Genomic DNA, 12,978 nt, shown 5'->3' with positions numbered 1-12,978 from the left:
CTGACATGACAAAGGCCCGGGAAACCGGGCCCTTGTCATTGGGGTGTTCTTGACGCCGTCCGCCGACTTCTCGGCCTTGTCTTATTTCTCCAGTGTTGCCACCGCCTCGACATGAGACGACCAGAGGAACTGGTCGATCGGCGTCACCGAGGTGATGCGGTAGCCGGCAATTGTCAGGATCGAGAGGTCGCGCGCAAGCGTGACCGGATTGCAGGAAACGGCCACGATCTTCTTGACGCCGGAGCGGGCGATCTCGTGACATTGCGTCTCTGCGCCGGCGCGCGGCGGGTCGAAGACGATCGCGTCAAAGACCTTCAACTCCTGCGCCATGACCGGGCGGCGGAAGAGGTCGCGCTTTTCGATCGTCACGGGCTTCAGCCCTTGCGTGTTGCGCGCGGCGAAATCGAGCGCCTTCAGCGCCTTGTCCTCGCCCTCGACCGCATGGACGCGCGCCTTGCGAGCGATGCGCAGAGCGAAGGTGCCGCAGCCGGCAAAGAGATCGGCGACGCGCTTGGACTTGCCGAGATGGTCGAGCACCAGCTTCGCCATTGTCTCTTCGGCCTGCGCCGTCGCCTGGGTGAAGCTGCCGGGCGGTGGCGAAACGGAAACACCGCCGAAATCGATCACCGGTCTCACCGGCTCGACAATGATCTCGCCATTGAGGCTGACGCGGGCGATGCCGCGCTCGCCGAGCACGGCTTCGACCGTGCGGCGGCGCTCGCGGTCGTCGAGCTTCTTGATGCCATCGACCGAGAGGTCGAGGCCGGAGAGCGTTTCGAGCACGGTGATGCGGAACGGCTCGGCATTGACGGCCATGGCCGCGCCGACTTTGGCAATGGTGGCGAGCTTCGAGACGATACCCGGGCTCGCGATCGGACATTCCGAGATCGCGACGATATGGTGGCTTTCCGCCTGGTTGAAGCCGAGAAGCAGATCCTTCTCGGTCTTGCGGGCGGTGAAGACCGCGCGGCGGCGCTGGCCGGGCTCGGCGGTGATGAGCGGCGCCACCTCGGGTGTGAGCCCTTTCGACTTCAGGGCGGCGATCACCAGATCGCGCTTGAAGCCGTGATAGAGCGTGTCCGACGCATGCTGCAGCGTGCAGCCGCCGCAGGTGCCGTTGACACCATCGGGCCCGAAATGCCGACAGTGCGGCTCGATGCGCTCGGGTGACGGTTCCCTCAGCGAGATCAGCGTGCCGTGCGACTTGTTGACCGCGAGCGCCACACTTTCGCCGGGCAGCGTGAAGGGCGCATAGATCGGCCCGTCAGGGCCTTCTGCAATACCGTCGCCCTGGGCGCCGAGCCGGTTGATGGTGACGGTCTCGGTGCTCATGGCTTCCTGCCCGCCAGCAGGAATTCGACATTGCCGTCGCCGCCGGCAATCGGCGAGGGGATAAGGCCGAGGCTCTGCCAGCCCATGTCCTCCACAAGCCAATGTTCCAGTTCGGCAGCAACGGCCGGCGCGCTGTCGGGGTCCTTGAGCAGCCCCGCCTTGCTGATTGCATCGCGGCCGGCCTCGAACTGCGGCTTGACCAGCAGGATGCAGTGCGCGCCGGGAAGCGCCATCTCGAGCGCCGGGGGGAGGGCGAGCTTCAGCGAGATGAACGAGACGTCCGAGACGACGAAGGTGACTTCTCGGTTGTCGACGTCGTCCTCAGTCATCGCGCGGGCATTGAGGCCCTCGATGCTGGTGACGCGCGGGTCACCTTCGATGCGCGGATGGATCTGGCCGTGACCGACGTCGATGGCAACCACGTGCTCTGCCCCGCGCTTCAACAGCACTTCGGTGAAGCCGCCGGTCGAGGCACCGATATCGAGACAGCTTTCGCCCGAGGGATCGAGGGCGAAATGATCGAGTGCCGCGACAAGTTTCAGCGCCGCGCGGGAGACATAGTCCTGCGCCGGGTCATCAATGGTGATCGTCACGCTTTCGGCGAACATCAATGACGGCTTGGTGACCGTGCGGCCATCGACCTTGACGGTGCCGCGCTGGATCGCGTCTCGGGCGCGGGCGCGGCTGGCAACCAGACCCGTGTTGAGCAGCAACTGATCCAGGCGCACCCTGTTTCTGTGTTCTTCATTCTGGCGTTCTTCTGACATGTGCTTCTCATGGCGACTTGCCGCCCCAATGGCAAGCCCCTCGCGCTCGGAGCGATGACCCGCTTTGGGCTTAACAGCTAGGAAACCCAAGAAATCGGGGAATACTTACCGTCCGCCGCCTGCGCCACGCTACACCAGTTGCCTCCGCCGAGTGGTTCAACCCCGCAGATCTTTGTCTCGTGGGAACACAGCGATGGCGCAGACGGGAACTCCGACGGTATCCACAAAAAGCAAAACCCCGACCAGAGCCGGGGTTTTGCTTTTAAACGGGGCGCCGTTCGTGTCAGCCGGCAGCGCCGATGCCGATATCCTGCTTCTGGCCGAGCGCCTTGAAAACAGTAGAGACGATGCCGGCACGGTCGAGACCGGCGGCGGCATACATCGCTTCGGGCTTGGCCTGCTCCATCCAGATGTCGGGCATGACCATCGGGCGGACCTTGAGGCCGCCGTCGAGCAGGCCGTCTTCAGCGAGAAACTGCAGCACATGGCTGGCGAAGCCGCCGACGGCGCCTTCCTCGATGGTGATCAGCACCTCATGGTTACGGGCCAACTGGCGGATGAGGTCATGGTCAAGCGGCTTGGCGAAGCGGGCGTCGGCAACGGTCGTCGAAAGGCCGGCGGCATCGAGGTCTTCTGCGGCCAGCAGACAGTCGGCAAGGCGCGTGCCGAAGGAGAGCAGCGCCACCTTCGATCCCTGCTTGACGACGCGGCCCTTGCCGATCTCGAGGATCTGGCCGCGCTCCGGCATTTCGACGCCGACGCCCTCGCCGCGCGGGTAGCGGAACGAAATCGGCCCGGCATCATAGGCGGCGGCAGTGCGCACCATGTGTTTCAATTCCGCCTCGTCGGCGGCGGCCATCACGACGAAGCCGGGGAGTGTGGCGAGATAGGTCGTGTCGAAGGAGCCTGCATGGGTCGGACCGTCGGCGCCGACGAAGCCGGCGCGGTCGATCGGGAAGCGCACGGGCAGCCCCTGGATCGCCACGTCGTGCACCACCTGGTCGTAGCCACGCTGGAGGAAGGTGGAGTAAAGCGCTGCAAAGGGCTTGTAGCCTTCGGAAGCAAGACCGGCGGCAAAGGTTACGGCGTGCTGCTCGGCAATGCCGACGTCGAAGCAGCGCGACGGATGGACCTTGGCGAATTTGTCGAGACCGGTGCCGGACGGCATTGCGGCGGTGACGGCGACGATCTTGTCGTCGAAACCGGCTTCCTGCGTCAGCGCATCGGCAAAGACCGAGGTATAGGCCGGGGCATTCGGCTTGGCCTTCGCCTGGGCGCCGGTGATGACGTCGAACTTGTTGACCCCGTGATACTTGTCGGCCGCGGCTTCCGCCGGCGGATAGCCCTTGCCCTTCTGCGTCACCACATGGATCAGCACCGGACCCTTGGCATTGTCGCGCACATTGCGCAGCACCGGCAGGAGATGGTCGAAGGAGTGCCCATCGATCGGGCCGATATGGTAGAAGCCCATCTCTTCGAAGAGCGTGCCGCCGGTGACGTAGCCGCGGGCATGCTCGACAGCGCGGGTGATCGCCCGGTCGACGGTCTTGCCGAGATAGGCGGTCAGCTTCTTACCAACCTCGCGGATGCCCATATAGGTGCGGCCCGAGGCAAGGCGTGCCAGATAGGCGCTCATCGCGCCGGTCGGCGGCGCAATCGACATGTCGTTGTCGTTGAGGATGACGATCAGTCGGGCATCGAGCGCGCCGGCATTGTTGAGCGCCTCATAGGCCATGCCGGCCGAAAGCGCGCCGTCGCCGATGACGGCGATGACGTTGCGGTTCTTGCCGTCGAGATCGGCGGCGACCGCCATGCCGAGGCCGGCAGAAATCGAGGTCGAGGAGTGGGCGGCGCCGAAGGGGTCGTACTCGCTCTCGGCACGGCGGGTGAAGCCGGAAAGGCCGCCTTCCTGGCGCAGCGTCCGGATGCGGTCGCGACGGCCGGTCAGGATCTTGTGCGGATAGCACTGGTGGCCGACGTCGAAGATCAGCCGGTCATCCGGCGTGTTGAAGACCTTGTGGATGGCAATCGTCAGTTCGACAACGCCGAGGCCGGCGCCGAGATGGCCGCCGGTGCGCGACACCGCGTCGATCATTTCCGCTCGGACCTCACCGGCAAGCTGCGGCAGATCCTTGTCGTCGATCTTCTTCAGATCGTCGGGGAAAGTCACCTTGTCGAGCAAGGGAGTAGCCGGCATCGGATTGGTTGGCAGTTGTGTCACGCTGCATGCCTCATGCGCGCCGTGGGGTCAGGCGCGCGATAGTTGGTGGTACCGTCGAAGCGGCTCTTTAGACGCAATCGTTGCTGAATGCAAAATTAGGCGTTCCTGCGTCGTCAACCAAGAGACTAGCGCATGATTCTGTGAATCGAAATCGATTCAAGCGCCATGAGGCAATGTTGCGCGGTTTTATGCGCTCATGCCGTTCTACTTGCGGTCGAGATCAGCTTTCGGGCAGCGGAACAAATTCTTCCTCGTCGCCGGGCACGATGTCGAAGCGGCCGGTGCGCCACTCTTCCTTGGCCTTCTCGATGCGCTCCTTGGAGGAGGAGACGAAGTTCCACCAGATGTGGCGGGCGGAGCCAAGTGCTGCACCGCCGAAGAGCATGACGTGACAGCCCTCAGGCCCGGCGGTCACCGTGATCTCGTCGCCCGGACGGAAGACGAGCAGTTGGTTGTCGGCAAAGTGGTCGCCGGCGATGATCGCCTCTCCGGAGAGAATATAGAGCGCGCGTTCTTCCCACTGTGCGGCAAAGGGGGCGCTTTTGCCCGGAGCGATGTTGAGGTCGACATAGATGGTGTCGGTGAAGACCGAGACGGGCGACTTCGCGCCTTCGAAATTGCCGAGGACCACCCGCGCCTTGATGCCGTCATCGCTCATATGCGGCAGCATGCGCTCCTCGGTGTGGCTGAAAATCGGGTCGATTTCTTCCTTGTGGTCGGGTAGTGCCAGCCAAGTTTGCAAGCCGGAGATCGAGCGGGCGTGGCCGCGCTGGTTTTCGGGCGAGCGCTCGGAATGCACGATGCCGCGGCCGGCGGTCATCAGGTTCACGTCGCCGGGGCGGATCACCATCTCGGTGCCGAGGCTGTCGCGATGCTTGATTTCGCCGTCGAAGAGATAGGTGACGGTCGAAAGCCCGATATGCGGATGCGGGCGCACGTCGATCGCCTCGCCGGCGCGCAGCAGCGCCGGGCCCATGCGGTCGAAGAAGATGAAGGGACCGACCAGGCGCCGCTTCGCCGACGGCAGGGCGCGGCGAACCTGCAGCCCGCCGATATCGCTGGTGCGCGGAACGATCAGATGTTCGATGGCGTCACAGGCGGGTTTGTCGCCGGCGAGCGGATCGGGGCCTGGAAAGAAAGACATGGCGCGTGCTCCCGTTTCTTGCTGTCATATCAATAACTAGCGCCTGCGCGCTGAGGCGGCTAGGGACCAATCCGATACGAAGCGTTTCCGCGGAGCAATCAATCCGCTTCTCAATCGGCGTCGAGCGGCTCCACGCCCTGCGGCTTGCCGGCCCGGTCGAGGCGGATCTTTTCGATGCGGTCTTCGGCAGCCTTCAGCAGCGCCTCGCAATGCTTCTTCAGCGCTTCGCCACGCTCGTAAATCTCGATCGACTTGTCGAGGGCGACGTCGCCGCGCTCCAGCGCCGAGACGATCCGCTCCAGTTCCTCTACGGCCTGCTCGAAGGAGAGCGCGGAAACGTCCGGTTGCGTGGTGTTGTTCATGGTTACCCTCTCATCAGTCTTGAGATGTGCAGGCCGGCCGATTCGGCCAGGCCCTGAAGGTCATAGCCGCCTTCGAGCAGGCTGACCATGCGGTTGCCGGCGCTGCGGTCGGCGATCTCGTGCAGGCGTCCCGTCGCCCAGTCGAAATCCTCGGCGACGAGGTTGATCTGCGCCAGCGGATCGCGGTGATGGGCGTCGAAGCCGGCGGAAATCAGGATGAAGTCCGGCCGGAAATTGGTGAGCGCCGCAAGCACGCGGCTGCGGAACGCCTCGCGGAATTGCTCGCTGCCCATGTTCGGCGACAGCGGCGCGTTGACGATGTTGCCCTTGACGCCCGTCTCGTCCTTGGCGCCGGTGCCGGGATAAAGCGGCATCTGGTGCGTCGAGCAGAAGAGCACGGACGGATCGTTCCAGAAAATGTCCTGCGTGCCGTTGCCGTGGTGCACGTCCCAGTCGACGATCGCGACGCGCTCGGCGCCATGGGCCTTCTGGGCGTACCGGGCGGCAATCGCCACCGTGTTGAACAGGCAGAAGCCCATCGCCTTGTTTTTCTCGGCGTGGTGTCCCGGCGGGCGCGCCGCGATGAAGGCGTTGTCGGCCTCGCCGGAAAAGACCGCGTCGACCGCCGCAGTCGCCCCGCCGATGCCCGTTAAGGCGGCGTCGAGGCTTAAGGGGCTGGCATAGGTATCCGCCTCGAAATGGTTGAGGCCTTCCTCCGGGATGGCGCGCTTGACGTTACGCAGGTGTTCTTCCGGGTGAACGAGCAGAACGAGATCTTCGCTCGCCTTCTTCGCCTCGATCCGCTTGAGATCGGCGAAGTTCGGATGTTCGAGCGCAAGGTTCAGCGCCTTCAGCCGGTCCGGCCGTTCGGGATGCCCCTCCGGAACCTCGTGTTCCAGAAAGACCGGATTTTCATAGAGGAACGTGGTCATGTCGCGAAACCTAGTGCTGTCACCCTGCAAGGTCCATGGCGAGGCAGTCGAAAGGCGGAATTTTCAACAGCGCGGATCGAGCAGCAGTTTGCCGTCGCGGCCCGCATCTGCCTGATGCGCAAGCGCCGCGCCGAGCTGGCTCAATGGATAGATCTCCGCGATCCGGCTGGAGAAGAGGCCTGATCGCAAGCCGTCGAAACTTCTCGCAAAAGCCGCTTCAATCGCCGGTCGCCCGGCCGAATGTACCCATGTGCGCAGCCACAGGAACGAGAAGCGGATATCCGGCCGCGACTGGATCACTGCCTGAGATACCGGCACGCCGCTCAGCGCCCCGTACTGGATGAAGGCGCCGCCGGGTTCGAGGGTGCGAAGAATGAGATCGCCGGCAAACGGACCGCCGACGGCGTCGATGATCGCGTCGAGCCGGAGTTCGGGTATGCGGCTCTCGTCGCCAAGAACGACGTGGCCGGGAACCTCGCTTGCAAGCCGCTCGGCGCTGCGTTGTCTGCGAACGATGCCAATGGCCTTCGCCCCTTCGCCGGCAAGCAGCTTCATCAGCATCCCGCCGATCGCGGACCCTGCCGCCGTGACGCCGATGCGGCGCCGGTCGAGCGCGCCGAAATGCGCGCGCAGCGCCTCGACCAGTTGCAGTGCGGTCAGCGGATTGACGTAGCAGGTGGCCGCATCGGTCTCACGGATGTCGTCGGGCAGTGTGAAACACCATTCGGCCGGTCGCAGCAGATACTCCTGCCAGAGGCCGCTGGCGCCGATCGGTACCACGCGGTCGCCGGGTTTCAGCGAAGTCACGCCGCCGCCGACGCGCGTCACCGTACCGAAGCCCTCGAAGCCCGGAACGAAGGGCAGGGTGGTGCGGGCGCTGTAGGCGCCGGTCACCGGGATGAGATCGGACGGGTTGATGGCGGCAAGCGACAGCGCTACTTCGACGTCGCCCGGTCCCGGTGCGACGCGTTCCCGATCGACGACCGCAATCACTTGCCGGGGGTCGCCGAACTGTCTAACGAGGGTGGAGCGCATCGTCGGGGAGCCTCGCATGGACGGCAGGGAGCTGGAGAACGTTACGGAAATCCGTATTCCGTTTCGGGATATAGACATGCACGGCCATATGCACAATGCCGCCTATTATGCCCATGCGGAAGCAGCCCTTTCCAGTCTCTGGCGCCACCGCCCGCATGTGGTGAACGAGCCGAGCTATCTCGTGCGCCGCTCGGCCTGCGTCTATCACCGCGGCCTGCGCTACGACGAACCGGCCCGCTTCACTGTCAACGTAACAAAGATCGGCGGCAGCTCGATCAGCTTCGCCGTCAAGGTCGAGGCGCGCGGCCAACTTGTGGCGGAAGTGGAGGTCGTCTGGGTGGCGGTCGATCCGCAACGCCACACCCCACTGCCGCTGCCGACCGCGACACGGGAATGGCTGGCGGCCTATACGGTCTGAACCAAAGCAATTGCAGGAAAAGTGCGAAGCGGTTTTCCGTCCGCAATTGCGCGCGCTCAAACCGCGCGAAACAGGGCGACGATGCCCATGCCGCCGCCAACGCCCATCATCGCCAGTCCTTCGGTGTCGGCGGGCGCGGTCGACATTTGCGAGAAAAGCCGGACCGCAAGGATTGCTCCTGATGCGCCATAGGGATGGCCGAGCGCGATGGCGCCGCCATCGAGATTGACCCTTTCCTCCGCAATATCGAGCTGGTCGAGACTGCCAAGCACCTGTGAAGCGAAGGCCTCGTTGAATTCGATGAAATCGACCTTGGCCGGATCGAGCGCGGGTTGCCGCACTTTCAGCTTCTGTATAGCCGGCACGGGGCCGAGACCGAGGAGATTGGGATGGACGCCGGCCGTCGCGGCATCGACGAATTCGAGCATGAAGGGAACGTGAAGTCGCTGGGCCTCGGCAAGGCTGGTCACCAGCACCACGGCCGCGCCATCATTGATCGGGCAGGCATTGCCGGCGGTCACCGTGCCACCCTCGACGAAGACCGGCTTTAGCCGCTGCAGTGTTTCCATCGACGCGTTCGGACGCGGGCACTCATCGCGAGACACAAAGCCCGCCGCCGTCTCGATCGGCACGATCTCGCGGACGAAACGGCCGGCAAGCTCGGCTTCAACGGCGCGGCGATGGCTTTGAAGCGCAAAGGTATCCTGCCGTTCGCGAGAGATCCTACAGGCGGTCGCGACGTTTTCGGCGGCGACGCCCATGTCCGGATCGCCGATCTCGTCCGGCGCCATGCGGGCGCGCTTGACGGGCGCGAGCTCGCCGCCGCGCTCCAGCGGCGGCCTCAGACGGATATGCGCGCGGCTGGCGCTCTCGGTCCCGCCGGCCAGGTAGAAGCGGCCGGCACCCGCCTGGATCATCCGCGCCGCGAGCGCGATCGCCTCCAGCCCGGAGCCGCATTGCCGATCGACGGTCACGCCCGGCGTCGAGACCGGCAGGCCTGCTTCGAGCGCTGCGAGCCGGGCGAGATTGCCGGCGCTGTTTGCGGCATTGCCGAGAATGACGTCGTCGATCTCGGTCGCTTCAAGCCCGACGTCGCCGAGAATACGGGCGATCAGCGGTGCTGCCAGCTGCGACGGTTCGATATCGCGAAGCGTGCCGTTGACCCGGCCGATTGGCGTCCGGAGCGCGGCGATGATCACCGGTATGCGTGCCGGCTCAGTCGATGAGTTCGAGAGCATCGTTTCCATCCGCGATCCATTGCCTGAGCGTGCCCGCCGCCACCTTGCCCGACTGCGTCATTGGCATCTTCGGGCAGAGCCAGATGCGGCGCGGATGTTTGTAGCGCGGCAGATGGGCAGCGAGATGACGCTCAAGTGCGTCTCGGTCAAATATGCTGCCCTCCGGCTCGATGACGGCGACGAGTTCGCTGCCGAGGTCCGGATGATCGAGCCCGAGGACGAGCGCAGCGTGAACGTCAGGGTAGGCGACAAGTGTCGCCTCCACTTCCTGCGGGTAGATGTTGTTGCCGCCCGACAGAACCATGCCGCCGGCGCGCCCGAGAAGATGAAGCGTACCGTCGTCGTCGAGGAAGCCAATATCGCCCACCGTCGCAAGCTCGCCAAGACGACGGAAGCCGGCGCCATCGCTTTGCCCGACATAACCGTCGGAGATGAGGGCGCTGTCAACGAAGATCGTCCCCGTTTCGCCCATGGGCACTTCATCCCCTGTGTCATTGCGAATGCTTAGCGCAACGCCGGGAAAGGCGCTGCCGACGGCGGTGGCCGAAGCGGTGTCGTCCTTTGTTGCGACGCTGATGAAGCCCAGTTCCGAGGCGCCGTAATATTCGATGACCTCCGCCTTCGGAAAAGCGAGTGCGGCGACAGCGCGGTCACTCGCCGTCAGTTTGGCGCCGGCGACCGTGATATGTGTGACGCAGGCCTGCGGTCTGTTCGCGGCCGCTGCGCAGAGCCGCCGCAGCATCGTCGGTACCAGCACCAGGCGTTGCACTTTCTCCGTCTCGATGATGGTCAGCGCTCGCGCTGCGTCGAAATGAGCCGCCCCGATGAATTCGGCGCCGGCGCAGAGCGTTTCGGCGAGCGCGTAGAGCGTCAGCCCGTGCGCTAGCGGACCGGGAGCAAAGGTGCGGGTGCCATGGTCGATGCCGAAAAAGCGCGCGCCGGTGGCCAGGCTCCTGCGCCACGAGCCGCGATCACGGATGATCGCTTTCGGCGCGCCGGTCGTTCCCGAGGTGAAAACGACCAGAAACGGCTCGCTTTCTTTGCCGGCTGCGAGTGGCGCTCGCTCTTTGCCGTCGCTCTCGCGGAAGGATCGCGTCTCGCCGCTTGCCGGAGCGTGAAGAGACAAGTCCGCGCCATTGGCGCTGACGATGAGATCGGGAGACAGACGATCGCGCATGGCCTGGCGGGTTGCGGCCGGCAGATGCGGGTCGATGAGCGCGACACAGTTACCTTGGCTGGTGGCGGCGAGAAAGGCGGCGGCGAAGAGTGGATGATTGCCGGCCTCAAGTACGATCAGGCATGCGCGGGCGCCAAGCACGCTGCGGTGCCCGGCAACCCCCGCCAAATCGTCGAATGCCGCAACGAGCTGTCCGGCGAAGCGCTTCAGCTCATCGAAAGTGAAAACCCGGCCCTCCATACGGAAGGCCGGGGCATACGGATGTTCGTCCGCGTGGCTATGGATCGCGGCGGCAAACGGCATCGGCTCAGGCGCGTGCCGGCAGCAGCGGATAGCCGGCGTAGACGGCGCGGGCTGCCAGCGTTGCGATCGCTGCCTTCAAGAGGTCGCCCGGGATGAAGGCGAGCGAACCGGTGGCGACGGTCAGGAGCGGCGTGCCGGTAACCGCCGAAACCCAGGGCATGCCGATTGCATAAAGCACGACGATGCCGCCGAGGACGGAGGCGAGGAAGAAGCCGATGAACTGGCGCGTTTCCGCCTGGCCCTCGCGCACCGCGCGCTCGGCAATCAGGCCGGTAACGAAGGTGGCGACGACCCAGCCGATGATGAAGCCGCCGGACGGGCCGGCCAACACGGCAAGACCGCCGCGACCGCCCGAGAGCACCGGCAGGCCGATGGCGACCAAAAGCAGGAACAGCAGAAAGGCGAGTGCGCCGCGCTTGGCGCCGAGAATGCACCCGGCGAGCATCACGCCCATCGACTGGGCGGTGATCGGTACCGGAATGAAGCCGAGCGTGATCGGCGGAATGAGGCCGAGCACGACGACGATCGCGGCGAAGAGGGCGATGAGGACGAGATCTCTGGTGTTCATGACGTTCGGTTCCCTGTGTATTAGATTTTTCGCATCTATTGGCGACGAAATCCGCGCGCGTCAATTGCCGCAGCGATGGTATCGGCATCTTTGAGCGTCAGGATGATCAGCGGCCCGATGATCGTCAACGGTCGGATCGGCAGGCCGCGGGCGCGGTGCGCCTCGCGGATCGCCTCGTAGCGCGCGAAGATGTCGGGCACGAAGCGCAGCACCAGCCCGAGCGCCAGGCTGACATCGGCCGCCCGCAGCCAACCCAGCCGTTCGAAAGGGGTCAAGAGTACAGTGATCTCGTCCATGAAGGCGCTGATCGTCGTCGTCGCCGTGACGGCGGCCGCAAACAGCACCAGGGCCATCAGCCTCAGCGTCAGGGTCGCGACCTCGCCGACCGGCAGCAGAAAAAGGTTGACCGCGGCCAGAAAGAAGATCGTCAGGAAGACGATGCCGACGCGCGCGATTGCCTCCTTCAGGGGGAGCCCGACGGAAAGATAGAGGCCGGCGGCAAGGACGAAGGCGATCGCCTGCAGCACCAGTGAACCGCTGAGGAAGAGGACGATGCTTAGGGCTACGAGTGCAATGAGCTTCACTCTCACCGGCAGGCGGTGCAGCAGGCTGTCGCCTTCGATGTGCAGGCTCGTCAGCATCCGGCGATCTCATGGTAGCGGCGGATCGTCTCGCGCGGGTCGCCGTCGGCCGCAAGCCGCCCCTCGTGGAAGAGCAGCAGCCGGTCGACGTTTTCGACGAGTGCAAGATCGTGGGTGATCACCACCGTATCCTCCGGCAGCCCCTCGATCGTTTCGGCGACGCGGCGTCGATTGCGCAGGTCGAGCTGGTTCGTCGGCTCATCGAGGATGAGGATTTTCGGATCGGTGACGACGACGCTTGCCATGGCGACGAGCTGCGTCTCGCCGCCCGAAAGCTCGTGCACACGCCGTCGTGCCAGATGTTCGATACCGAAGCGCGACAGCGCGCCTTGCATGCGGCGGTCGATTTCCTCGCGAGGAAGCCCGCGGTTCTTCAAGCCGAAGGCGATGTCCTCGGCAACGATGGGCATGATCAGCTGGTGCTGCGGATTCTGGAAGATAAAGCCGGCTTCGGAAAGCACGGCGCGATCGTCTTCGACCGTGTTCAGCCCGTTGACCGTCACTCGACCCGAGGAAGGCTTGACCAGGCCATTGATCAGCCGGGCGAAAGTGGTCTTGCCGGAACCGTTGAGACCGATGATACCGACGCGCTTTTCACTGAGCGCCAAGTTCAACGGGTGCAAGGCCACCCGCTCGCCGAAGCGGACCGCGCAATCGGTAAAGCGGATGTCCATTCCGTCCCTCGCTATCTTCGGCCCGCGCCGTTTTCGGGGTGCTCTATAGGCCAAGTCCGGCAACAAGGGCAATGCGGTGGCGCGGGACCGAGATGCGGGCGGAACACGGCGCATACATTTCCTCATCCTGCTCCAGTTTGAATTATGGGAATAAAAGCCTATTCTT

13 protein-coding genes are annotated in these 12,978 nt (G+C 64.6%); 1 reads left to right on the top strand and 12 read right to left on the bottom strand.

What is annotated here, in order from left to right; translation table 11 throughout:
* Positions 1 to 81: 81 nt before the first annotated feature.
* The 7 genes from ASE60_RS12575 to ASE60_RS12545 form a co-directional block, all read right to left on the bottom strand.
* Complete coding sequence (locus ASE60_RS12575) at positions 82 to 1,332, bottom strand: class I SAM-dependent RNA methyltransferase (protein ID WP_057250734.1); 1,251 nt, start codon at positions 1,330 to 1,332, stop codon at positions 82 to 84.
* A complete protein-coding gene (locus ASE60_RS12570) occupies positions 1,329 to 2,099 on the bottom strand; it encodes a TlyA family RNA methyltransferase (protein WP_057250733.1) in 771 nt (256 codons plus the stop codon). Before ASE60_RS12570 ends, ASE60_RS12575 begins: the two co-directional genes overlap by 4 nt.
* Before the next feature lie 283 nt (positions 2,100 to 2,382).
* The gene (gene dxs, locus ASE60_RS12565; RefSeq protein ID WP_057250732.1) at positions 2,383 to 4,296 is read right to left on the bottom strand and encodes a 1-deoxy-D-xylulose-5-phosphate synthase; all 1,914 of its coding nucleotides are present in this window, start codon (positions 4,294 to 4,296) and stop codon (positions 2,383 to 2,385) included.
* Between the two features lie 244 nt (positions 4,297 to 4,540).
* A complete protein-coding gene (locus ASE60_RS12560) occupies positions 4,541 to 5,464 on the bottom strand; it encodes a pirin family protein (RefSeq protein ID WP_057250730.1) in 924 nt (307 codons plus the stop codon).
* Between the two features lie 110 nt (positions 5,465 to 5,574).
* A complete protein-coding gene (locus ASE60_RS12555) occupies positions 5,575 to 5,826 on the bottom strand; it encodes an exodeoxyribonuclease VII small subunit (RefSeq protein ID WP_057250728.1) in 252 nt (83 codons plus the stop codon).
* 2 nt (positions 5,827 to 5,828) lie between these two features.
* Positions 5,829 to 6,758, bottom strand: a complete 930-nt coding sequence (locus ASE60_RS12550; RefSeq protein WP_057250726.1) for a histone deacetylase family protein — start codon at positions 6,756 to 6,758, stop codon at positions 5,829 to 5,831.
* A gap of 63 nt (positions 6,759 to 6,821) precedes the next feature.
* Positions 6,822 to 7,793: a zinc-dependent alcohol dehydrogenase family protein gene (locus ASE60_RS12545; RefSeq protein WP_057250725.1), complete on the bottom strand. Its 972-nt coding sequence runs from the start codon at positions 7,791 to 7,793 to the stop codon at positions 6,822 to 6,824.
* A gap of 16 nt (positions 7,794 to 7,809) precedes the next feature.
* Here ASE60_RS12545 and ASE60_RS12540 point away from each other — a divergent pair, with 16 nt between their 5' ends.
* Positions 7,810 to 8,211, top strand: coding sequence for a thioesterase family protein (locus ASE60_RS12540; RefSeq protein WP_057250723.1), 402 nt, complete (start codon positions 7,810 to 7,812; stop codon positions 8,209 to 8,211).
* Between the two features lie 56 nt (positions 8,212 to 8,267).
* Here ASE60_RS12540 and ASE60_RS12535 read toward each other — a convergent pair whose 3' ends face one another.
* Genes ASE60_RS12535 through ASE60_RS12515 form a run of 5 tightly spaced genes read right to left on the bottom strand, consistent with a single transcriptional unit; the run spans position 8,268 to position 12,812 of the window.
* On the bottom strand, positions 8,268 to 9,449 hold the full coding sequence (locus tag ASE60_RS12535) for a thiolase family protein (RefSeq protein WP_057251093.1): 1,182 nt from the start codon (positions 9,447 to 9,449) through the stop codon (positions 8,268 to 8,270).
* Complete coding sequence (locus ASE60_RS12530) at positions 9,427 to 10,929, bottom strand: AMP-binding protein (RefSeq protein ID WP_057250721.1); 1,503 nt, start codon at positions 10,927 to 10,929, stop codon at positions 9,427 to 9,429. Before ASE60_RS12530 ends, ASE60_RS12535 begins: the two co-directional genes overlap by 23 nt.
* Positions 10,930 to 10,933: 4 nt before the next feature.
* Positions 10,934 to 11,497 carry a biotin transporter BioY gene (locus tag ASE60_RS12525; RefSeq protein WP_057250719.1) on the bottom strand — a complete coding sequence of 188 codons (564 nt, stop codon included), beginning with the start codon at positions 11,495 to 11,497 and terminating at the stop codon, positions 10,934 to 10,936.
* Between the two features lie 35 nt (positions 11,498 to 11,532).
* Positions 11,533 to 12,138 carry an energy-coupling factor transporter transmembrane protein EcfT gene (locus ASE60_RS12520; protein WP_082615825.1) on the bottom strand — a complete coding sequence of 202 codons (606 nt, stop codon included), beginning with the start codon at positions 12,136 to 12,138 and terminating at the stop codon, positions 11,533 to 11,535.
* A complete protein-coding gene (locus ASE60_RS12515; protein WP_057250717.1) occupies positions 12,132 to 12,812 on the bottom strand; it encodes an ABC transporter ATP-binding protein in 681 nt (226 codons plus the stop codon). The genes ASE60_RS12520 and ASE60_RS12515 overlap by 7 nt, the downstream gene beginning before the upstream one ends.
* Positions 12,813 to 12,978: the final 166 nt, after the last annotated feature.

The organism is Ensifer sp. Root278, from assembly GCF_001429285.1.
GTDB lineage: Bacteria > Pseudomonadota > Alphaproteobacteria > Rhizobiales > Rhizobiaceae > Ensifer.
Note: the sequence above shows the minus strand (reverse complement) of the source record. Positions and strands in the feature narration are given on the sequence as shown.